Annotated in this window: 19 protein-coding genes; 10 read left to right on the top strand and 9 right to left on the bottom strand. The window is 66.8% G+C overall.

The window, feature by feature from the left end:
- Nucleotides 1–60: 60 nt before the first annotated feature.
- Both SB771_RS21425 and SB771_RS21420 read left to right on the top strand, forming a co-directional pair.
- Nucleotides 61–375: a hypothetical protein gene (locus tag SB771_RS21425; protein ID WP_175661086.1), complete on the top strand. Its 315-nt coding sequence runs from the start codon at nucleotides 61–63 to the stop codon at nucleotides 373–375.
- A gap of 102 nt (nucleotides 376–477) precedes the next feature.
- Nucleotides 478–2,031, top strand: a complete 1,554-nt coding sequence (locus SB771_RS21420; RefSeq protein ID WP_175661087.1) for a DHA2 family efflux MFS transporter permease subunit — start codon at nucleotides 478–480, stop codon at nucleotides 2,029–2,031.
- Nucleotides 2,032–2,115: 84 nt separating this feature from the next.
- Here the strand turns inward: SB771_RS21420 and SB771_RS21415 are convergent, their stop codons facing one another.
- The 3 genes from SB771_RS21415 to SB771_RS21405 all read right to left on the bottom strand — a co-directional run bounded on the left by SB771_RS21415 (nucleotide 2,116) and on the right by SB771_RS21405 (nucleotide 5,528).
- Nucleotides 2,116–3,117, bottom strand: coding sequence for a bestrophin family protein (locus tag SB771_RS21415; RefSeq protein ID WP_175661088.1), 1,002 nt, complete (start codon nucleotides 3,115–3,117; stop codon nucleotides 2,116–2,118).
- A 120-nt stretch (nucleotides 3,118–3,237) separates the two neighbouring features.
- Entirely contained in the window at nucleotides 3,238–3,738 is a 501-nt protein-coding gene (locus SB771_RS21410; RefSeq protein ID WP_011660687.1) for an Ohr family peroxiredoxin, read from the bottom strand.
- A gap of 290 nt (nucleotides 3,739–4,028) precedes the next feature.
- Entirely contained in the window at nucleotides 4,029–5,528 is a 1,500-nt protein-coding gene (locus tag SB771_RS21405; protein WP_175661089.1) for a PLP-dependent aminotransferase family protein, read from the bottom strand.
- A gap of 205 nt (nucleotides 5,529–5,733) precedes the next feature.
- Between SB771_RS21405 and SB771_RS21400 the strand changes: the two genes are divergently transcribed.
- The 4 genes from SB771_RS21400 (at nucleotide 5,734) to SB771_RS21385 (ending at nucleotide 10,119) form a co-directional block, all read left to right on the top strand.
- On the top strand, nucleotides 5,734–6,477 hold the full coding sequence (locus SB771_RS21400; RefSeq protein WP_175661090.1) for an SDR family oxidoreductase: 744 nt from the start codon (nucleotides 5,734–5,736) through the stop codon (nucleotides 6,475–6,477).
- Nucleotides 6,478–6,561: 84 nt separating this feature from the next.
- Complete coding sequence (locus tag SB771_RS21395; RefSeq protein ID WP_011660684.1) at nucleotides 6,562–7,599, top strand: LysR family transcriptional regulator; 1,038 nt, start codon at nucleotides 6,562–6,564, stop codon at nucleotides 7,597–7,599.
- Nucleotides 7,600–7,906: 307 nt separating this feature from the next.
- A complete protein-coding gene (locus SB771_RS21390; protein ID WP_175661091.1) occupies nucleotides 7,907–8,617 on the top strand; it encodes a response regulator transcription factor in 711 nt (236 codons plus the stop codon).
- Nucleotides 8,618–8,625: 8 nt separating this feature from the next.
- Nucleotides 8,626–10,119, top strand: coding sequence for a sensor histidine kinase (locus tag SB771_RS21385; protein WP_175661280.1), 1,494 nt, complete (start codon nucleotides 8,626–8,628; stop codon nucleotides 10,117–10,119).
- A 26-nt stretch (nucleotides 10,120–10,145) separates the two neighbouring features.
- Here SB771_RS21385 and SB771_RS21380 read toward each other — a convergent pair whose 3' ends face one another.
- Nucleotides 10,146–11,246: an AraC family transcriptional regulator gene (locus tag SB771_RS21380; protein WP_175661092.1), complete on the bottom strand. Its 1,101-nt coding sequence runs from the start codon at nucleotides 11,244–11,246 to the stop codon at nucleotides 10,146–10,148.
- A 114-nt stretch (nucleotides 11,247–11,360) separates the two neighbouring features.
- Between SB771_RS21380 and SB771_RS21375 the strand changes: the two genes are divergently transcribed.
- The 3 genes from SB771_RS21375 (at nucleotide 11,361) to SB771_RS21365 (ending at nucleotide 14,363) form a co-directional block, all read left to right on the top strand.
- Nucleotides 11,361–11,501: a hypothetical protein gene (locus SB771_RS21375; RefSeq protein WP_158380560.1), complete on the top strand. Its 141-nt coding sequence runs from the start codon at nucleotides 11,361–11,363 to the stop codon at nucleotides 11,499–11,501.
- Between the two features lie 64 nt (nucleotides 11,502–11,565).
- On the top strand, nucleotides 11,566–13,200 hold the full coding sequence (locus SB771_RS21370; protein WP_175661093.1) for an AMP-binding protein: 1,635 nt from the start codon (nucleotides 11,566–11,568) through the stop codon (nucleotides 13,198–13,200).
- Nucleotides 13,200–14,363 (top strand): AraC family transcriptional regulator, encoded by a 1,164-nt coding sequence (locus SB771_RS21365; RefSeq protein ID WP_175661094.1) that lies wholly within the window; start codon nucleotides 13,200–13,202, stop codon nucleotides 14,361–14,363. The genes SB771_RS21370 and SB771_RS21365 overlap by 1 nt, the downstream gene beginning before the upstream one ends.
- A gap of 186 nt (nucleotides 14,364–14,549) precedes the next feature.
- Here SB771_RS21365 and SB771_RS21360 read toward each other — a convergent pair whose 3' ends face one another.
- From SB771_RS21360 to SB771_RS21340, 5 genes are all read right to left on the bottom strand, one after another.
- A complete protein-coding gene (locus SB771_RS21360) occupies nucleotides 14,550–15,623 on the bottom strand; it encodes an NAD-dependent epimerase/dehydratase family protein (RefSeq protein WP_244096795.1) in 1,074 nt (357 codons plus the stop codon).
- 109 nt (nucleotides 15,624–15,732) lie between these two features.
- Nucleotides 15,733–17,145, bottom strand: coding sequence for a Re/Si-specific NAD(P)(+) transhydrogenase subunit beta (gene pntB, locus SB771_RS21355; protein WP_175661095.1), 1,413 nt, complete (start codon nucleotides 17,143–17,145; stop codon nucleotides 15,733–15,735).
- Nucleotides 17,146–17,158: 13 nt separating this feature from the next.
- Nucleotides 17,159–18,760, bottom strand: coding sequence for a Re/Si-specific NAD(P)(+) transhydrogenase subunit alpha (locus SB771_RS21350; protein ID WP_175661096.1), 1,602 nt, complete (start codon nucleotides 18,758–18,760; stop codon nucleotides 17,159–17,161).
- Between the two features lie 551 nt (nucleotides 18,761–19,311).
- Nucleotides 19,312–19,902, bottom strand: a complete 591-nt coding sequence (locus tag SB771_RS21345) for a dimethylsulfoniopropionate lyase (protein WP_175661097.1) — start codon at nucleotides 19,900–19,902, stop codon at nucleotides 19,312–19,314.
- A gap of 392 nt (nucleotides 19,903–20,294) precedes the next feature.
- Nucleotides 20,295–21,236: a LysR family transcriptional regulator gene (locus tag SB771_RS21340; protein WP_175661098.1), complete on the bottom strand. Its 942-nt coding sequence runs from the start codon at nucleotides 21,234–21,236 to the stop codon at nucleotides 20,295–20,297.
- Nucleotides 21,237–21,342: 106 nt separating this feature from the next.
- Between SB771_RS21340 and SB771_RS21335 the strand changes: the two genes are divergently transcribed.
- Nucleotides 21,343–22,077: an SDR family NAD(P)-dependent oxidoreductase gene (locus SB771_RS21335; protein WP_175661099.1), complete on the top strand. Its 735-nt coding sequence runs from the start codon at nucleotides 21,343–21,345 to the stop codon at nucleotides 22,075–22,077.
- Nucleotides 22,078–22,081: the final 4 nt, after the last annotated feature.

Genomic DNA, 22,081 nt, shown 5'->3' with positions numbered 1-22,081 from the left:
GCGTGGTGCGTCGACGCGCATCGGCGCAAGGGTGCGGGCGTTGCCGGCAACTCGATCCCGATGACCGCCATTCCAACGATGGCCGACGCGCTCTTTGCCATGCTAGGCAAAGACGCGCCGCCGGACCAGATCAGCTTGGGATGCATGGTGTTGCCCACTCCGTACCAATACGGTGAGCGCGACGGGCGCGAGGGCGCATCGATCTTTTCCACGACTGCAGTGGCGCGACCGATTGGTGCCGATGAGGAACGGGAAAGTGTTTCGATGCAGGTCTATCTGCGCATGAACGCCGCTCCTAGTATTCCGGCACGGCAAGGCGGTCGAGGCATCCGGTTTTCGATGGCGCCACCCGCCACGCCCCCGCGCGCCAGCTGAACCGTCGACCCGGTGCGCGTGACGGTCGCGCGCCGGTCGATTCCATCGTCTGACCGGCCGGATCGATACGCCGGCGCGGTCGTTACTCCGGAGTGAAGCCAGATGCAGTCCTCAACGAAACCTTCACCGCCGCCGCTCACGGGCGGAAAGCTGATCCTTGCGACCCTCGCCGTCGCGCTCGCGACGTTCATGAACGTGCTCGATTCGTCGATCGCCAACGTCGCGATTCCGACCATCTCGGGCAACCTCGGCGTCTCCGTCGACGAAGGCACGTGGGTGATCACGCTGTTCTCCGCGGCCAATGCCGTCGCGATTCCGCTGACGGGCTGGCTCACGCAGCGCGTCGGGCAGATCCGGCTGTTCGTGGCCGCGATCGTGCTGTTCGTGTTTTCGTCGTGGTTGTGCGGTGTCGCGCCGAACCTGCTCGTGCTGCTCGCCGCACGCGTCTTGCAGGGCGTCGTCGCGGGGCCGCTGATTCCGCTGTCGCAAGCGATCCTGCTCGGTTCGTATCCGAAGGCGAAAAGCGCCACCGCGCTCGCGCTATGGTCGATGACCGCGACGGTCGGCCCGATCGCCGGTCCCGCGCTGGGCGGGTGGATCACCGACAGCTACAGCTGGTCGTGGATCTTCTACATCAACATTCCCGTCGGCCTGTTCGCGGCCGGCGTCACGTGGATGATCTATCGCGACCGCGAGACGCAGGTGCGCAAGGTCCCGATCGACAAGGTCGGGCTGATGTCGCTCATCGTGTGGGTCGCGACGCTGCAGATCATGCTCGACAAAGGCAAGGACCTCGACTGGTTCAGTTCGCCCGTGATCTGCGCGCTTGCCGTCATCGCCGCCATCAGTTTCCTGTTCTTCCTGATCTGGGAGTTCACGGAGGGAAACCCGATCGTCGACATTCGCCTTTTCGCGTTGCGCAATTTCCGCGGCGGCACGATTGCGATCTCGGTCGCGTACGCGGTGTTCTTCTCGAACCTCGTGATCCTGCCGCAATGGATTCAGGGCTATCTCGGCTATCGATCGGTGGACGCCGGCCTCGTGACGGCGCCGCTCGGGATCTTTGCCGTGATGCTGGCGCCATTGATGGCGAAGATCATGCCGAAGTCGGATGCGCGGGTGCTCGCGACGCTGGCGTTCCTGGGCTTTGCGGGCGTGTTCTTCATGCGCTCGCATTACACGACGGGCGTCGACCCCTATACGCTGGTGCTGCCGACGCTGTTGCAGGGTATTCCGATGGCGCTGTTCTTCACGCCGCTGACCGCGATCATTCTGTCGGGGTTGCCCGCCGAGCGCATTCCGGCGGCCGCCGGCCTGTCCAATTTCGTGCGCGTGTTCGCGGGCGGCGTCGGCACGTCGTTGATCTCGACCGGATGGAACGACCGGACGATCCTGCACCATGCGCGGCTCGCCGAGCAATCGAGCGTGAACAACCCCGCCTATGCGAGTGCCATCGCCCAGCTGCAGGCGACGCTCGGCGGCGGCGCGGATCAGGCCACGACGTTCTTCGAACGCACGCTGAATGCCCAGGCCGCGATGCTCGCGCTGAACGATATCTTCTGGTTGTCGTCGATCATCTTCATCATGATCGTGCCGCTGGTCTGGCTCACCAAGCCCGCCAAGGGCGGCGGCGGCATGGCGGGCGGCGCGCACTGAACGGGGCCGCCGGCAATCGTACGGAGGCGAACCGGGCATGGCGCCGCCTTCGGCGCCGATGCGCGCGAGCAACCGCCCGGTTCCCTATAGCGCGATGACCGTGTGGCCGCACGGCTGGCCGGCCGGTTCTCCGAGCATCGCTTTCAGATCGCGCTCGATCGTGCCGCACAGCGTCGAAATGGGAACGTCGTTCGCACCACCTTCGAACGGATTCTCGGTGCCTTCGCCGACCTGATCGAGCGACGTATACATCCACGACACCGCGACGCTGCATGGCACCACCAGCCATACCATGTTGCCGTGCATGAAGCCGGTCACGCCATCGTTGAGCCGGTTGAATTCGTTCAGAAGACCGAACGGAAGAGACAGGCAGAAGAACCGGACGAACAGCGAGCTGACGGTCGCGTACTGGCGCGGATACGGGAAGTTCTTGAAACGCTCGGATCTCGACTGGAGCGCGATGAAATCCCCGATCGTCTTGTGAAGCTCCATGTAGAAGCTCGTATTCAGCTGACCGGCCGCATGAAGCGTCCTGAGCGCACTGCATTGCAGGTTCAGCACGCATGTCGAAATGGACGCGGAAGAGAGCGCCTGTGCCGTTTCTGACGGCGACAGGTAGTTCGGCAACACGTCCGCGATGTCCTGTTCCCACTCCGGCACGCGATAGAACCGGCGGTATTCCGCGTTGTAGCGTTTGCTCGTGCTTTCCCAGACCCGCGGGCGACGCAGGTCGTAGCGCAGCGCGGTCAGCCATCCGAGGTGCCGATCGATCAGCGTGCGGGAAATCGCTTCGTCGCCGGCAAAATCGCGCGCGAGCTGCCCCCAGCGACGGCTCTTGCTCACGATTTCGGTCCAGATATCCAGCGCGTCCGTTGCGCGGTTGTACGTCTGCACGTTCTTGAAGCCGACGATGAACGACGTCGCGGTGCCGAGCAGCACCACGATCGTCAGCGGGATCGACAACCAGGTGACGCACAGGAACTTGTACAGAATGACCGGCACAGTCCCGAACACGAGAAGCTCGTAGATGTTCCAGCGAGTCCAGATCAGGAACTCCGACAGCTTGTACGATTTTCCGAGATGCATTTCATTTGCCTCATCGAGGACTCAGCGTGCCCCGAAGGCACAGCGCAGCGGCCACGCGCGAGGGAGCGGCAACGAAGGTCTTCAGCGGACAGATGCCGCTACCGCCCGACGGGCGTCGCGTCAGTCGACGACGGTCACGATATTGACGGTGCCTTGTCTGGCCATCTTGGCATACGGGCACAGGCGCTCCGCGGCTCGAACCAGCTCTTCCGCGATGCTTCGATCCACGCCGGGCATCCGCACCTGGACGTCGATGAGCAATGCATGGCCGCCGTCCATCGGATCGCGGCCGAACGACACCCGCACCTCCACGACCGTATCGGCGGGTTCGATGTCGGCGCGTTGCGTGAGCAGGTTCAGCGCACCGTGAAAGCACGCGGCGAAGCCCGCCGCGAACAATTGCTCGGGGTTGGTGCCGTTGCCGGGCCCGCCGAACTCGGCGGGCAGGCGCAGATCGACGGCGAGGTTCCCGTCGTCGGAGCGCACGACGCCGGATGCGCGGCCGTGTCCCGTCTCGCCACCGGATACTGTCACGCTCGTCGTATAGAGCGGCTGGAATTCCCGGCCCCGATACCTGTCGAGGAGGGAAAGCGGAGGGGCCTGCAGCTTGTTGTCATTCATGATGCGTGCTCGAGTTCAGCGACGCTTCGATCCCCGTCGTTCATTTGTCGAAGCGTGTTGCGAAAGGGGGCTGCATTGCCCGGGCAGATGGCCTCTTCACGAACAGGTGGAGCGAACGATCATATGCGGAGCGCGGCGATCTTCCGGTGCAGCCCGAATCCGGGTTCGTCCACGGAGAAGGACGCCTCCATGCTAGCGGAGCGCCCCGGGCGACGGTATGGCCGTCGCGGGCGATTCAATGTTTCCCGTTGGACACCAATCGGGCCGCTGACGCGCGACCCCGCCGCCCGTCACCGGCCGAGACAGGCGCGCAACGTGTTTGCGTGACGTTGCGCTTCGTCCGCGTCGACGATGTTCGCGAACCCGATGACGAGGCCGCGCGGCGTGAGCGGCGTGTGGCTGTTTGTATACCAGATCGACAGCGGCACGACCGCGAGCCCGGCCTCGCGCGCGCGTGCGGCGACGGCGACGTCGTCGACCGGCCCATCGGGCCCGTCGGTGAATCGCACCGCGAACTGGATGCCGCCCACCGGCAATTCGACGATCAGCCGCTCGCCGAACGCCTGACGCAATGCGTGCACGATCAGCATGCGGCGCTCGCCGTACAGCGCGCGCATGCGCTTCAGATGACGGGCAAAGTGCCCCTGTTCGATGAAATCGGCCAGCGCCGCCTGCAGCAGCGGCGGCGAACCGGCATTCATGCTGCATGCCACGCGTTCGACGCGCTCGACGGCGCGTTCCGGCACGACCGCATAGGCAAGCCGCAAACCGGGGTACATCGCCTTGCTGAAGGTACTGCAATAGATCACGCGATCGCGCCGGTCGAGACTCTTCAACGCGGGCAGCGGGCGGCCGAGATAGCGAAACTCGCTGTCGTAGTCGTCCTCGACGATCCACCCGGACATTTTTTCGGCCCAGTCGAGCAGCGCAATGCGGCGGGACAGCGACAGCGTATGCCCGAGCGGGCTCTGATGCGACGGCGTCACCAGCGCGAAGCGTGCCTGCGCGTCCAGCTGCATGCCGCGTTCGACGTCGATCCCGTCGGCGTCCACCGGCACGGGGACGAGTTGTATGCCGGTCTCGGACAGGAACCCGCGCGCGAGCAGATAGCCGGGATCCTCGAACCACACGCGCTCGTCCGCGCGTGCGAGGCTGCGCAGCACGAGTTCCAGCGTCGCGCGGTAGCCGCCGGTGACGAACACCTGTTCCGGCACGCAGGTGACGCCGCGCGACAGCGTCAGATAGGTGGCGATGTGTTCGCGCAGCGGCCGGTAGCCGGCCGGATTCGGGTAGGCCAGCAGTGCGCGTTCGCTGCTGCGCGCGCGCTGCGACACGAGCCGGTGCCAGACCTTGCGCGGAAACGCGTCGAGTGCGGGGAGCCCGGGTTGCAGCGGGCGCGGCTCGCCGCTCAGCGCGACGGCGATCGGCTGCGGGCGCCGCGGCGGCGGAGTGTCGTTCGGTGCGACCGACGCACGCTGCGGGTCGGCATGGTCGGCGCGCGCGGGCGGTGGCTGCGTCAGCGAGGCCGGCAGGGACGGCGCGACGAACGTGCCCGCCGCGCCGCGCATTTGCAGATAGCCCTCGTCGACCAGGATCGTGTAGGCCTGTTCAACCGTACCGCGCGCGGTGTTCAGTTGCGTCGCCAGGCCGCGCAGCGCGGGCACGCGATCGCCGGGGCGCAGATGACCGGCGGCGATCGCGGCCTTGAACCGCTCGCAAATCTGCAGATAGACGGGCAACTGGTGGTGCCGGTCGATTTCGATGGCAAGCGGGGGTGTTGGCGCGGACATCACGGTCTCTCGGGTAGCGCGAACAGGACAGGAACAGACGCGATATGGACCAGTCCGATCGACGATTCTTGGCACTTATGAGATAGGACATGATTCTTCCACAATTGCGGCACGTGATGCGAGGTTACGGCCGCCTTTCAGCGGATCCGGCGCCGTCGCGTACCTCTAGCAGTCCAATGCAATCCATTCGTCAGGAGATTTTGCGATGAAGATCGTTGTCATCGGTGGTTCGGGCCTGATCGGCTCGCGTGTCGTCACGCTGCTCGGCGAAGCCGGCCATCAGGTGCTGGCCGCGTCGCCGAGTACCGGCGTCAATATCATCACGGGCGAAGGCCTGGCCGACGCGTTGACCGGCGCGGACGTCGTCGTGGACGTGGCGAATGCGCCGTCGTGGGAGCCGCAGGCGGTGCTGGACTTCTTCCGCACGTCGGCACGCAATGTCGGCAAGGCGGAAGTGGCTGCAGGCGTGCGCCATCACGTCGCGCTGTCGATCGTCGGCTGCGACCGCATGCCGGAGAACGGTTATTTCGCGGCGAAGGTCGCGCAGGAACAGGCGATCGAAGCGGCGGGCGTTCCGTACACCATCGTTCGCGCGACGCAATTCATGGAATTCATCGGCGGCATCGCGGATGCCGGCGCGGCAGACGGCACGGTCCGCATCGGCGACGGGCTGTTTCAGCCGATCGCCGCGGAAGACGTGTCGGCATTCGTCGCACAGACCGCGCTCGCCGCGCCGCAGAACGGCACGATCGAGATCGCGGGCCCGGATCGCGCGCCGTTCGCGGAGATCGTCGCGCGCTATCTGAAGTCGATCGGCGACACGCGCACCGTGGTGACCGATCGCGACGCCCGTTACTACGGCGGCCGCGTCGAGGAAAAATCGCTGGTGCCGCTCGGGGCCGCTCGGCTCGGCCGCATCGGTCTCGAGCCGTGGCTCGCCGCGCGCTGAGTCGCGTTCGCACACGCGGCGGTTCGCCGACACCCGCCGACGGCGGGCAACCGGAATGATCGGCATCTCTTGGGGGCAGCGGAAATGAACCATTCGGAACCATCGGAGCACGGCGTGCGTCGCGACCTGACCGGTCGCGCCGATGCGCTGTCCGCGAGCTTTGGTGCCAGCTATGCAGGCATCCTTGCCTTCGTTGCCGTGGCGAGCGAAGGGAGCTTCACCAAGGCCGCCGAACGGCTCGGCGTCGGCCGGCCGGCCGTGAGCCGCAACGTGCAGAAGCTGGAGGCGCAGTTGAGCACGCGGCTGTTCCAGCGCACCACGCGCACGACCGAACTGACGTGCGAAGGCCGGCGATTCTACGAGAACTGCCATCAGGGCGTGGCACAGATCGTGGAAGCCATGAACGACATGCTGGAGTTGCGGCAGGGGCCGCCGCGCGGCCTCATCCGTATCAGCTCGGCCGTGGGGTTCGGCCGGAAGATCGTCGCGCCGCTGCTGGAAAAATTCGCGCAGGCCTACCCGGACATCATCATCGATCTGCTGCTCGACGACCGGCCGATCGACCTGGTGTCGGAGCGGATCGACGTGTCGTTCCGCAACGGGCGCATCGAGGATTCGAGCATCATCGCCCGGCAACTGATTCCGATGCAGATGGCGCTCTGCGCGGCGCCGTCGTACGTCGCGCGGCATGGCCTCCCGCAGCGCATCGAAGATCTCGACCGGCATGAATGCATCAATTTCCGCTTCGCGAGCGGTCGCGTGTTCGAATGGGAGTTCAATGTCGACGGCCGCATGCAAAAGTACCTGCCGACGTCGCGCCTCACGTTCAACGATGCGGATCTGGTGTTGCGCTCGGTGCTGAACGGAGCGGGCATCGCGCAGATGGCGGGCTACCAGATCCGCGACCATCTCGCGTCGAAGGAGCTCGTCGTCGCACTGGCGAAGCATGTGCCGGAGGATCGCGGCCACTACATCTGCTATCTGAGCCGGCAACACCTTCCGACGCGCATCCGGATCTTCGTCGACTTCATGACCGAGCAGATTCGGGCGCTCGATCTCAATTGCATGACTCGGTTCAATCCTGACATGCAGGCGGTTCCGTCCGCGGGGCTGGCGGCTTGAGGCATGCATGACGGACGGGCGGCCGTTCGCATCGCAGTGCGGGAAGACGGGCGTGCGTTGCTCGTTTCGGATCCTCCGGGGCTGGATCGGATAGCCTTGCCGGCATGGGCTCACGTCACGGGCGCGATTCAAACTTAAACGAATTGTGACCCCTGCCGCCGGCAAAATTTTGCACAATGGCGACAGCGCGGCGTTGTTGCCGCCATTCGCCTTCCCCGGCAGGCCGGCCTGCCGGCCCGGAGAGGGCGCCGGAAAGAACCTTCGCACCAACCGTGAGCCCCCGACCGACGTGCCGCCGCCGACCGCCATGGACCACCCCAAACGCATCCTGATCGTCGAAGACGACGCCGACATCGCCGACGTGCTGAGCCTGCACCTGCGCGACGAGCGCTACGAAGTCGTGCACAGCGCGGACGGCACGGAAGGCCTGCGCCTGCTCGAGCAGGGCAACTGGGACGCGCTGATCCTCGACCTGATGCTGCCCGGCGTCGACGGGCTGGAAATCTGCCGGCGCGCCCGCGCGATGGCGCGCTACACGCCGATCATCATTACCAGCGCGCGCTCGAGCGAGGTGCACCGGATCCTCGGCCTCGAGCTCGGCGCCGACGACTATCTGGCGAAACCGTTCTCGGTGCTGGAACTCGTCGCGCGGGTCAAGGCGCTGCTGCGGCGCGTCGACGCGCTCGCGCGCGATTCGCGGATCGATGCGGGCACGCTCGACGTGGCCGGGCTGTCGATCGACCCGATCGCGCGGGAAGCGAGCGTCGACGGCACGCGCATCGACCTCACGCCGCGCGAATTCGACCTGCTGTATTTCTTCGCGCGGCATCCGGGCAAGGTGTTCTCGCGGATGGACCTGCTGAACGCGGTGTGGGGCTACCAGCACGAAGGCTACGAACACACGGTGAACACCCACATCAATCGGCTGCGCGCGAAGGTCGAGGCCGATCCGGCCGAGCCCGTGCGGATCCTCACCGTGTGGGGCCGCGGCTACAAGCTCGCCGCGCCGGACCAGTGAGACGCATGATGAAACTGACCCTCACCCAGCGGCTGTCGTGCGTGTTCGCGGTGCTGCTGCTCGCGTGCTCGGGCGCGTCGGCATGGCTGCAGATCCGTGCGAACGACATGCGCGAGAAGGAAGTGGTGCAGGGCCTGTCGCGCGACCTCGCCGCGCACATCGCGAGCAGCACGCCGCTGATGGATGCGAACGGGCTGCGCCCGGACGCGGTGCGCACGCTGTTCGGCCAGCTGATGGGCGTGAACCCGAGCGTCGAGGTGTACCTGCTCGACAACGCGGGGCGCATCGAAGGCGACGACGCGCCGCCGGGCCACGTGAAGCGCGAGCGCGTCGATCTCGCGCCGGTGCAGCGCTTCATCGCGGGCGATCCGCTGCCGATCCTCGGCGACGACCCGCGCAGCCCCGACGCGCGAAAGGTGTTCAGCGCCGCGCCGCTGCAGCGCCCGGGACAGCCGCCGTCCGGCTACATCTACGTGGTGCTGCTCGGCGAAGCGCACGACCGGCTGGTCGCGCGCGTCGACGCCGGCAACGTGCTGCGCACGACGCTGTGGTCGATGGCGGTCGTTGCGCTGCTCGGCCTGCTCGCGGGCCTGACCGCGTTCAGCTTCATCACGCGCCCGCTGCGCCGGCTGACCGATGCGATGCGCCGCTTCGACGCGAACGGCGCGCCCGACACGCAGCCGCCGGTGCCGCGCTCGCCGCCGGGGCGGCGCGGTGACGACATCGCGGTGCTCGAATCCGCGTTCGCGCAGATGGCCGACCGGATCGGCGACCAGTGGCGCGCGCTGACGCGCCAGGACCAGCAGCGGCGCGAACTGATCACGAACATCTCGCACGACCTGCGCACGCCGCTGACATCGCTGCACGGCTATCTGGAGACGCTGTCGCTGAAGTCCGACACGCTCGCCGAGACCGAGCGCCGCCGCTACCTGTCGATCGCGCTCGCGCAGAGCACGAAGGTCGGCCGGCTCGCGCAGGCGCTGTTCGAACTCGCGCGGCTCGAATCGGGCGGCGTGCAGGCCGAGCGCGAGCCATTCTCGCTCGTCGATCTCGTGCAGGACGTGTTCCAGAAGTTCGAACTCGCCGCGCAGTCGCGCGGCATCGCGCTGCATGCGCGGATCCCGCCGCGCGTGCCGGTCGTCTCGGCCGATCTCGGGATGATCGAGCGCGTGCTGACCAACCTGCTCGACAACGCATTGCGGCACACGCCGCAGCACGGCGAAGTCGAAGTGGCGCTGACGCCGCAGGACGATCGCGTGGTGGTGACCGTGTCGGATACCGGAGAAGGGATTCCGCAGGCGCGGCGCGAAGGATTGTTTCAGCGGCCGCAGCGGCCGATGAGCGGCGGCGCGGCGACGAGCGGCGGGCTCGGGCTGCTGATCGTGCACCGGATGCTGGTGCTCAATGGAAGCGGGATCCGGCTCGTCGATCGGGACGGACGCGGCGCGGTGTTCGAGTTCGCGCTGCCGGTCGCGCATCCGGCGCCGGGCGAAACGCGTTGAAACCCGGCGGCGATCTGCCCGCGCGCTTACCGGCCGCGCTTGCGCCGCACGTCGCTCGGCGTCGTGCCGGTCCAGCGCTTGAACGCGTGGCGGAACCCGACCGCATCGCTGAAGCCGAGCGTCAGCGCGATGTCCTCGGTGCTGAGCGTCGTGGTGCTCAGGTAGTCGATCGCGAGCGCCTTGCGCACGCTCGTCAGCAGCTCGCTGTACGACGTGCCTTCGGCATCGAGCTTGCGGCGCAGCGTGCGCGACGTCATGCACAGCGTGTCGGCGATCGCGTCGATGTCCGGGAACTGCCCGGGCGTGCGCGTGAGTTCCTGGTACACGCGCCGCGTGACGCCGGCCTGGCTGCGCAGGTCGTCGAGCAGGCGCGCGCAGTGCGACGACACCTGCGCGGCGGTGATCGGGTTCGCGAGCTGCGGCGCGCGGGCGAGCCACGCGGCCGGGTAGCTCAACACATGGTGCGGCTGGTCGAACGCGATCGGGCATTCGAGCGCGTCGGCGAGTTGCGCCGCATGCGCCGGCCGCGGCTGCGCGAATTGCGCGCGGGCCGGCACGCACCACGCACCCATCACGTCCTTGATGACCGTCACGTGCAGCGCGAACTGCATGTCGATCAGGAAGCGGTACAGCGGCAGGTCGGGCTCGGGCAGCGCGGCTTCGTGCGGATCCGGAAACAGCCACGACGCGGTGTCGCCCTGTTCGACCCAGCGGATCGCGAGCATCCCGTTCGCGAGCTGGTGATATTTGACGGCCGAATCGAACGCATGCGCGAGCGATTCCGAGCACAGCATCGCGTAGCCGTACATCCCGTAGCTCGACGCATGCAGCCGGCGGCCGACGCGCACGCCGAGATCGGTGCCGTCGTAGCGGTCGAGCGCATTGCGCGCGGCGTTCAGGAACTGCCGCGACGACGTGAGCGTGAACGGATCGGTGACGGCATCCGGCGACAGGCCGGTGCCGTCCAGCACCGCGGCCGGATCGAGGCCGAGTTCCTGGGCGACGCCGACGAGCACGGCGAGCTTGGCCGGCGAGAAGCGCTTCTCGCGCGACGCCTGGGCGGGCGGGGCGTCGGGCAGCGACGCGGGGCCGGTGGCCGTCGGTTTCAAGAGCGCGCTGCGCGACATGGCGGGTTCTACGTCCGATTCGATATCGTTCCGGTGCGCGATTCTGCGCCGGAACGCGTTGAGGCGCCATAGGGTTCACCCTGATGCGCAGCGGTATGCACGGACGAATACGGCATGACCGATGCACGGGCGGAAGCGGCGACAGGCGGGCCGCCGCGCGCCCGCGTGTCCGTTTCGATCATCTTTTCGACCGCCCGGATCATTTTCAAAGCCGCGATGGCAGGCGATAGTCGCCGGTCAGGCGGCGGCTTTTGACCATACGGTGCGCGGGCCGCTGTGCGAACGGCGCTGCCCGGCGCCGTCCCCCGAGGAGCAGAACATGACGAAGAGACACTGGATCGGCTCGTATGGCTCGATCCCCGCCGAGATCGATGCCGATCGCCATCCTTCCGTAACCGCGCTGCTGGACGACGCGATGCGCCGCTTCGCGGCGCGCCCCGCGTTCCGCGCGTTCGGCCGCACGCTCACCTATGCCGACGTCGACCGCCTGTCGACCGCGCTGGCCGCGTACCTGCAGCAGGTCGCGGGCGTACGCAAGGGCGACCGCGTGGCCGTGATGCTGCCCAATGTGCTCGCCTTTCCGGTGGTGTTCGTCGCGCTCGCGCGGATCGGCGCGATCCAGGTCAACGTGAACCCGCTCTACACCGCGCACGAGCTCGAACATCAGCTCAACGACGCGGGCGTCGAAGTGGCCGTGGTGTGCGGCGGATCGATGGGCACGTTCGCCGACGTGGTCGGCAGGACGCGCATACGAACCGTGCTGAGCGTGGGCCGCGGCGATCTCGGCGTCGTCGATGCGCCGGCCGGCGCGTGCGATGCGCTGCCGCCGGGCTCGATCGCACTCGCGCATGCGCTTGCCGCGGGCGAATCGCTCGCGGCCGAGCCGGTCGCGCTCGGCCGCGACGATCTGCTGCTGCTGCAGTACACGGGCGGCACGACCGGGCTGTCGAAGGGCGCCGCGCTGTCGCATCGCAACCTGGTCGCGAACATCGAGCAGTTCGGCGCGATCGTGCCGGATTCGCGGCGGCCGGGCGAGGAGGTCATCGTCACGGCGATCCCGCTGTATCACATCTTCGCGCTGACGGTGAACTTCCTGTCCTACTTCGCGATCGGCGCGGAGAACTGGCTCGTCGCGAATCCGCGCGACATGGACGGCTTCATCGACGTGCTGAAGGCCGCGCGGCCGACGGTGTTCGTCGGCGTCAACACGCTGTATGCGGGGCTCGTGGCCCAGCCGCGGCTGAACGAAGTTGACTGGTCACGGCTGAAGCTGTCCGCCGGCGGTGGCGCGGCGGTGATCGACGTGATCTCCGCGCGCTGGAAGGCGGTGACGGGCAACTTCATTCGCGAAGGGTACGGGCTGTCGGAAACGTCGCCGGTGGTCACGTTCAACCCGCAGTCGATCGACGCGTTCACGGGCACGACGGGGCTGCCGCTGCCGTCGACCGACGTGAAGCTGCTGGACGACCAGGATCGCGAGGTGGCGATCGGCGAAGCGGGCGAGATCTGCGTGAAGGGGCCGCAGGTGATGGGCGGCTACTGGCGCAAGCCGGACGCGAACGCGGCCGCATTCACCACGGACGGCTACTTCCGCACTGGCGACATCGGTGTGTTCGACGCGGCCGGCTTCCTGAAGATCGTCGACCGCAAGAAGGACATGATCATCGTGTCTGGCTTCAACGTGTACCCGAACGAGGTGGAAGCGGTGGCGACGGCGTTGCCGGGCGTCGCCGAATGCGCGTGCATCGGCGTGCCGGACGAGCGCACCGGCGAGGCCGTCAAGCTGTTCGTGGTGCCCGCATCGGACGCGGCCTTGACCGACGCGCAGATCGTCGCGCATTGCCGCGCGAACCTCGCCGCGTACAAGGTGCCGAAGCTGATCCGCCTGATCGACCGGCTGCCGAAGTCGACGGTCGGCAAGATCCTGCGCCGGGAACTCAGCCGCGCGGACTGATGGCGCCGGCGCGCCGCGCTGCGGCCGACGTGCGGGCCGGCGTGCCGGCGCAAGCCCCGAGAGTCCGCGCCGGGCCGCTCAAGTACAATGCGGGCGGTTCGACCGACGGGGACGCGATGACCGGTTCAGACTCACCTTCCGCCCAGGCCGGGCGTGCGCTGCCGTCGCCGAGCGCGACGGTGCCGATCTCGCTCGTCAACGGTTTTCTGGCGAGCGCGGGCGCGCAGCGCGACGTGGTCGAGCGCTACCTGCGCGGGGCCGGCATCCCGCTCGAGCTGCTCGGCGAGCCGCATGCGCGCGTGACGGAAGAGCAGTTCTCGACGCTGTACCGCACGCTCGCGATCGACCTCGACGACGAGATGCCGGGCATCTTCTCGCGCCCGTTGCGCGGCGGCACGCTGAAGTACCTGTGCCTGAGCCTGCTCGATGCGCGCAACCTCGAAACGGCGCTGCATCGTTTCGGCCAGTTCTTCCATATCCTGCTCGACGACTTCTTCGTCGAATCGAAGCGCGACGGCCTGGTCGCGCAGGTGCTGCTGCGACCGAATCCGGCCATCGGCCCGATCGGCGCGCTCGGCCAGGAGCTGATGCTCAAGCTCGTGCACGGCGTGTGTTCGTGGCTGATCGGGCAGAAGATCCCGCTGCTGCGGATCGAGCTCGCGTGTCCGCGGCCGCGCCATGCGGTCGAACACCTGTACTTCTTCTCCGGCTCCGTGCAGTTCGACTGCGAACGCACGCTGATGCGCTTCAGCGCCGACTACCTCGACGCGCCGATCCGGCAGAGCAAGCGCAACCTGCGCAAGTTCCTCGCGCGCGCGCCGGGCGACTGGATCTTCGAATCATTCAGCGAACAGCTCGTGTGCCATCGCGTGCGGCAATACCTGTCGGCGGCGCTGCCCGACCTGCCGGTGATCGACGAGGCGGCCGAGCATCTGCATTGCTCGGTGCGCACGCTGAGCCGCCATCTGGCCGCCGAAGGCACGACGTTCCAGGCGCTCAAGGACGAACTGCGGCGCGACATCGCGATCCAGCGGCTCACCGACACGCTCGACACGATCGCGGCGATCGGCGCCGATATCGGCTTCGACGATCCGAGCGCATTTCATCGCGCATTCCGGCACTGGACGGGGAGTACGCCGGGGACTTACCGGCGGCGCGCGTAGCGCGGTTTTTTCAAACCCGCTCCCATAACCGGCATCCTTCGTGTGATCCCATGGACGGCTCCCGTTGGCGCGCGAATGATCGTGCATGGGGGCCGGCCACCACACGCGGAATTTGTCCGGCGCGCGGCAGCCGTTCATCGACGCACACCCCGCGGCCGACCGGCATGACCTGCCGGCCCGCTGAAATCACGAAGCGCTTCCTCGCCGCAACTGTCCGGTTTCGATCAGCTGCTGAAAGAAGTCGTTCATCGACTCGGCGAGCGGGCGGTAGTGGATCCCGAGTTCGTTGCGGCTGCGGGCATTGTCGGCGCGCCACGGCAGTCCGACGTTGCGGGCGACGACGCGGCGCGTCACGCCCTTGTTCACCAGCGGGCCGATCGACCACACGAGCCATTTCGGCAGGATACGCCGCGGGATCGGGTAGTCGGCGCCATACCGTTCGAGCAGCGTCGCCGCCATCGCCGGCAGGCTCGTGTTGTGACCCGACACGATGTAGCGGCCGTTCGCGTCCGGCAGGAACGCGGCCCGCAGGTGCGCGTCGGCGACATCGCGGACGTCGACCGCGCCCATGCCGAGATCCGGCACGCCCATTTTCATCGTGCCGTCGCCCATCTGTCGGACGATCTCGAAGCTCTCCGACGTCGCGTACGGATTGATGCCCGGCCCGATGACGAGCGACGGATTGATGGTGACGAGACGCCAGCGCTGCTGCGCGCCGGCGATCTGCCACGCTTCGCGCTCGGCTACCGTCTTCGAATACGAATACGGCTGGTGCGTCAGCGACGAACTGGTATTCCAGTTCGCCTCGGTGAACGCGCCGCTCGGCACCGCGTCGAGGTCGGCGTTGTCGCCGTAGATCGCGGCGCAGCTGCTGGTCAGCACGACGCGCCGCACCGACGGCGTGCGGTTCACCGTGTCGAGCACGTTGCGCGTGCCGAGCAGCGCCGGGTCGACGAGTTCTTTCTGAGGATCACGAACCGTGATGGTGAACGGCGACGCGGTATGGAACACGGTGCCGCAACCGGCCATCGCGTCCGCATACGATCCCGGTTCGAGCAGGTCCGCGCGGAAATAGCGGATCGTGCCGGGCTGGCCGGCCGCGATGCGCTGCAGATATTTGAGCTTGTCGGGATCGTCGGGATGACGAACGGCCGCATGCACCGTCACGCCGGCTTCGAGCAACCGTTGCACGAGCCAGCCCGCGACGTAGCCGGTTGCGCCGGTCACCATCACCGGCAGGTCGGTATCGATATTCATCATCTTGGGTTCCGTTACGGACGATGTCGAACATGATGCCGCCATTTTGCTGCCGGGGGAGCCGGCGCGGCGCGGGAGCGGCTGGCCGCCCGCTCCGCGCGCGAGGCCGCACTCAGGCTTTCAGTGCGCCGAAGATTTCAGTGAGCATCGACTTCGCGTCCCCGAACAACATGCGGTTGTTGTCCTTGTAGAACAGCGGATTGTCGACGCCCGCATAGCCGGACGCCATGCTGCGCTTCATCACGATCGACGTCTTGGCCTTCCACACTTCCAGCACCGGCATGCCGGCGATCGGGCTCGACGGGTCGTCCTGCGCGGCCGGGTTCACGATGTCGTTCGCGCCGATCACCATCGACACGTCGGCTTCGGGGAAGTCGCCGTTGATCTCGTCCATTTCGAGCACGATGTCGTACGGCACCTTCGCTTCGGCCAGCAGCACGTTCATGTGGCCCGGCATGCGGCCCGCGACCGGGTGAATCGCGAAACGCACGTCGACACCCTTTTCACGCAGCAGCTTCGTCAGTTCGAACACCGTGTGCTGGGCTTGCGCCACGGCCATCCCGTAGCCCGGCACGATGATCACGCGCTTCGCTTCGCGCAGCAGCTCGGCCGTTTCCATCGCGCTCACCGCGACCGCCTCGCCGGCCGGCTGCGCCGCGCCGCCGGCTGCCGCCGGTGCGCCCGCGCCGCTGCCGAAGCCGCCTGCGATCACGCTGATGAAGTTGCGGTTCATCGCGCGGCACATGATGTACGACAGGATCGCACCGGACGAGCCGACCAGCGCGCCGATCACGATCAGCAGGTCGTTGCCGAGCATGAAGCCGGTGGCTGCCGCGGCCCACCCCGAGTAGCTGTTGAGCATCGACACCACGACCGGCATGTCCGCGCCGCCGATCGCCATCACCATGTGCACGCCGAACAGCAGCGAGAACACCGTCATCACGACGAGCGGCAGCATGCCGTCCTGGATGGTTTCCGCATGCAGGAACGCGCGGCCGTAGTAGATCACGATCAGCAGCGCGGCCAGGTTCAGCCAGTGCCGCGCCGGCAGCAGCAGCGGCTTGCCGCCGATCTTGCCGGACAGCTTGCCGAACGCGATGATCGAGCCCGCGAAGGTGACCGCGCCGATCAGGATGCCGACGTAGATCTCCACTTCATGGATCGCCTTCTCGGCGCCGGTGAGCTGCAGCGACGTGTCGATATAGCTTGCGAAACCGACCAGGCAGGCCGCGAGACCGACCAGGCTGTGCATCAGCGCGACCAGTTCCGGCATCTGCGTCATCTGCACCTTCTTCGCGGCGTACAGGCCGACGGCACCGCCGACGACCAGCGCGGCGACGATGTACGGAATGCCCTCGGCCGAGACGCGCGGGCCGAGTACCGTGGCGAGCACGGCGATCAGCATGCCGATCATGCCGAGCAGGTTGCCGCGGCGCGCGGTCTCGGGATTGGCCAGCCCGCCGAGGCTGAGGATGAACAGGATCGCGGCGCCGATATAGGAGACGGTAGTCAGGTTGGAAGTCATTGTTGTCGTCCCCTTATTTGCGGAACATCGCCAGCATGCGACGCGTCACCGCGAAGCCGCCGAACATGTTGACGGCCGTGAGCGTCAGCGCGCCCACCGCGAGACCGAGGATCAGCCCGGACGGACGGTCGCCGGCGTTGGCCAGCTCGCCCAGCGGCGGCGCGACCTGCACGAGCGCGCCGATCGCGATGATCGACGAGATCGCGTTGGTCACGCTCATCAGCGGCGTGTGCAGCGACGGCGTGACGTTCCAGATCACCATGTAGCCGACGAAGCACGCGAGCACGAACACCGTGAAGTGCGACAGGAAGCTGGCCGGCGCGAACTGGCCGACCAGCAGGAACGCCAGTGCGCCGATCGCGAACACGATCGCGAGCGCCTTGGCCGACATCGGCTCGCCGCTGTGGCCGTGGCCCTTGGACTTCGCCGGCGCGGCCGCGGCGGGTGCGGCCGCCGGGGGCTTCGGTGCGACGACCGCCTGCTTGATCGGCGGCGGCGGCCACGTGATGTTGCCTTCCTTGATGACGGTGAGGCCGCGGATCGCGTCGTCGTCGAAGTCGACGTTGATCGTGCCGTCCTTGGCCTTGCACAGCTCCTCGATCACGCGCAGCAGGTTGGTCCCGTACAGCGTGGACGACTGCCGCGACAGGCGCGACGCGAGATCGGTATAGCCGACGATGGTCACGCCGTGGCGCACGACCGCCTCGCCGGGCACCGTGAGTTCGCAGTTGCCGCCCTGTTCGGCGGCCATGTCGACGATCACGCTGCCGGGCTTCATCGACTGCACCATCTCGGCGGTGATCAGCTTCGGCGCCGGCTTGCCGGGGATCAGCGCGGTCGTGATGATGATGTCGGCGTCCTTGGCCTGCTGCGCATACATCGCGCGCTGCGCCTGCTGGAAGCCTTCGCTCATCACCTTCGCGTAACCGCCGCCGCCCGAGCCTTCCTCTTCGTAGTCGACCTTGACGAACTCGCCGCCCAGCGACTTGACCTGATCGGCCACCTCGGCGCGCGTGTCGTTCGCGCGCACGATCGCGCCGAGGCTCGCGGCCGTGCCGATCGCGGCGAGGCCCGCGACGCCGGCACCGGCGATGAAGACCTTGGCCGGCGGGACCTTGCCGGCCGCCGTGACCTGGCCGTTCAGGAAGCGGCCGAACGCATGCGCGGCCTCGATCACCGCGCGGTAGCCGCTGATGCCGGCCATCGACGTGAGCGCGTCCATCTTCTGCGCGCGCGACAGCGTGCGCGGCAGCGAATCGATCGCCAGCACCGTCGCGCGTTTCGCGGCCAGCTGCTGCATCAGCTCGGGGTTCTGTGCCGGCCACACGAAGCCGATCAGCGTGCCGCCTTCGCGCATCAGCGCGACTTCGTCGGCACTCGGCGGGCGCACCTTGAACACGATGTCGCTGCCGGACCAGAGCTCGGCCGCCGACGCGGCGATGCTCGCGCCGGCCGCGCGGTACGCATCGTCGTCAAAATTCGCGCCGGCGCCGGCGCCGCTTTGCACGGCCACCGAAAATCCCAGCTTGATCAGTTTCTCGACCACTTCGGGTACGGTCGCAACGCGCCGTTCGCCGGTGGCTGTCTCCAGAGGAATCCCAATCTGTAGTGTCATAGTGTGAAAGATGGGTGATGGCCATTGCATTGCGCGCGGGCCGGTGCGTCAAGGTAACAGAATCATGTGCTCGTTTAGTGGCGCGCGCGACGGCTTGCGTTTAAAAAAGAACGATCGTTCGCTGTGCGCGAATAGAGTATGCCTCATAACGACGGCGCTATCGAGGAGGAGCGCATCGAGCGCGTGTTCCGTTCCACTGTTGCGTTTTATCCACGCGCGCGCAATATCGCGTCGGCCGAACGGATGTTGACGGGGCGGGCTCACTGCCGCTTTTTTTCCGGTGCGGCGGGGTTGCTCGAGCCGGCCTGCGCGCGGCGGCCCCGGACGGGTTTTCCCATAACCGGGTTCCTTTGCCGGTTCCCATGGCCGGCTCCCCTCGGCGGCCGCCTTCGCGTGAAATCGTTCACATCTTCGGCGGAGACGATCGGGCTGATCCCGAAACGCATATGCGCCTTTCAATAGCGGCCGGAAGCGATGCCGACCGGTCGGTAGGCCAATGACTGGCTGCTGACCGCCGGCGGCGCCGTCGGCACGTCGCGTCGAACGCCGGATCAATTCAGCAGGCACCAGATCGCGAGGAACGGCGCGTCGCCGGAGAGCATCGCATGCAGCGCTCCCGGCGGGTTGTGAATGCCGCCGCCGATGCCGGGATCGAACCACGCGCCGTTTTGCTGCCGGAATTCGCCGGCGGTCATCAGCACGTACGCTTCCTCCGGCGCATGACCATGATCCGGATATCTGACATTGGGCATCATCAACGAGAAGCCGAGCTGGATGTCGTCGCGGCTTTCCGCGCCGCCGGGCCCGCAGATCATCCCGTTCACGTGCCCGTCGATATAGTTCGGACTACCGTCCTTTCCCGATGTGCGACGCGACCATCCCACGTCGGGCTCGAGCGACTTGATCAGCTGCGCGACGGTGGCGAACGTCGGGTTGGCGCGTGCGACCGACTCGAGCGCCGGGTCGAGCCATTCGCATGCGGGGAATCGCAGCGCGAGCCGTTTGCCATCATCCGATGGTGTCTGCAGCCGTGCGAATACCTGCGGTGCGAACGCGCGCGCGGCCGGCGGAAGCTTGTCCGACCGAAACAGATCGCCGGCGATCCGGACGAAATCCGCGATGGGCTTCGGGCGTTCATTCATCTTCGTCGCTGCTCCCGGTCATGTGGCCTGATCAGATGAAAGTCTACGCAGAAACGCGCGGGCCCGGACGGCGAAAAAGGTCGGCCGATTTGCCAGCGACCGCCATGCAGTGGGTTCTTCGTGGATTTCCGTGGAGGTGCTTGCCGACCCATTTCGGCCAGGTGAATCATGTTGATGGCCGCATTTCGGATTCAAGCAGCCCACTGCTCAGACCGCGATCATTGTGTCACCGCCTCTGTTCCTGAAACACGCGTCGAGATGCGATCGCGAGGAACCTGCGACGCATGGCAGCGTGGTTGATGCCGGTTTGCCAGGCAGTAGAAGCAGCCGTAACGCGACGGATTCGGCCGGTGCTCACGTCGCGGTTCGAACAGCGTCGCCGGGCAAATCCGTCAGCGACCGCGCGTCACGCCGACCTTGGCCTTGCCACCCTTTGGGACGGGATGACGATGGCCAAGGAGTTCGACCAGCCGTGTTTCGCATTCGGAAAACGCGTACCCGCGCCGCTGGGAGATCATGAACGTGAGGGCGCGCATGTGCCACGCGCGCCGTTGGAGTTCGACGAGCGATCCCTTCGCGAGGTCTTCCTCGACCAGATGGCGCGGCATGTGCCCCCAGCACAAGCCTCCCCTGAGCAGATCGTGTTTCGCGCCGAGATCATTCACCCACCACTGGCGTTCACCGGCGACCCCCTGTTGGGTCTTTTCCGCATCGGGCTGATTGTCCGTGACGACGAGCTGGATGTGCCGGCCAAATTCCTCCCGCGGAATCGGCCCCATGATTGCCGCGAGCGGATGCGATGGCGCACAGACGGTCACCATTTGCGCGTCACATAAATGGTGCCGCTCGATGGAGTCTTGGCTCAGCTCGGGCACATCCGTGATCGTCACCGCCAATGCGCACGTGCCGTCGAGAACCAGGCGCTCGCCGCCCTGCATGGTCGTCATGCGCAGATTGATCGCGACCGTCGGAAAGTCCGCCTGCAGCGTGCGCATGCATTCGATCAGGTGCGCACGCGGAAAATAGGTATCCACGGCGACCGAAACCTGTGGGACCCCGGCTTCAGCGATCGCCACCGCGCGCATCTTCATTTCCTCGGTGCGCGCAATCACCCCACGCGCATCGGGCAGCAGGCTGCGGCCTGCGGCCGTGAGCGTCGCCTTGCGCGTGTTTCGCTCGAACAGCAGCACGTCGAACGCGTTCTCCAGCGCGTTGATCGCGTGACTGATCGCCGACTGCGCCCGCCTCAGTTCCCTTGCCGCCCCGGAAAAGCTCCCCTGGTCACACACGGCGACGAAGGCCCGCAGTTGATTGATGGTGACGTTGTCCAGCATATCTATCTAGAAAGTAGATGGTATTTATAGATATTCAGTCAATTGGCTTCATGAATCAAGAGCCCCAGAATCAAGTTTCTCGCTTTTGTTTCGAAGGGTGCATGACATGAACAGACTGAATGGAAAGACCGCCGTGATCACCGGCGGCGCTACCGGCATCGGCCGCGCCGCGGCACGACGCTTCATCGAAGAGGGCGCCTTCGTCTTCATCTTCGGCCGCCGGCAGGAAGCGCTCGACGCCGCGGTGGCCGACCTTGGGCCCCATGCCCGCGCGGTGAAGGGCTCGGTCTGCGATCTGACCGACCTCGACCGGCTCTACGCGGCGGTCAAGGCGGAGCGCGGAACCCTCGACATCGTCTTCGCCAACGCCGGGGCGGGAAGCCCGCTGCCTCTCGGCCAGATCACCACCGAGCACATTGACGACACGTTCGACACCAATGTGAAGGGGACGATCTTTACGGTCCAGAAGGCGCTGCCGCTGATGGGCGCGGGCGGTTCGATCATCCTGACCGGATCGAGCGCCGGCACCACGGGAGCCCCAGGGTTCACGGCCTACAGCGCGAGCAAGGCAGCGGTGCGCAACCTCGCGCGGACGTGGGCGGAGGACCTGAAGGGCACCGGCATCCGGATAAACGTACTGTCGCCCGGCGCGACCGCAACCGAACTCGCCAAGGAGGCATTGGGCGAAGAGGGGCAGAAGGCCTACGGGGCGATGACGCCGCTGCAGCGTATGGCCGATCCGGCCGAGATCGGCGCGGTGGCGGCTTTTCTTGCGTCGTCGGACAGCAGCTTCATGACCGCCAGCGAGGTCGCCGTTGATGGTGGCCTGGCACAACTCTGAGGAG

The organism is Burkholderia sp. SIMBA_051 (assembly GCF_046534915.1).
GTDB lineage: Bacteria > Pseudomonadota > Gammaproteobacteria > Burkholderiales > Burkholderiaceae > Burkholderia > Burkholderia ambifaria.
The sequence above is the reverse complement of the archived record's forward strand: the minus strand, read 5'-3'. Positions and strand labels throughout refer to the sequence as shown.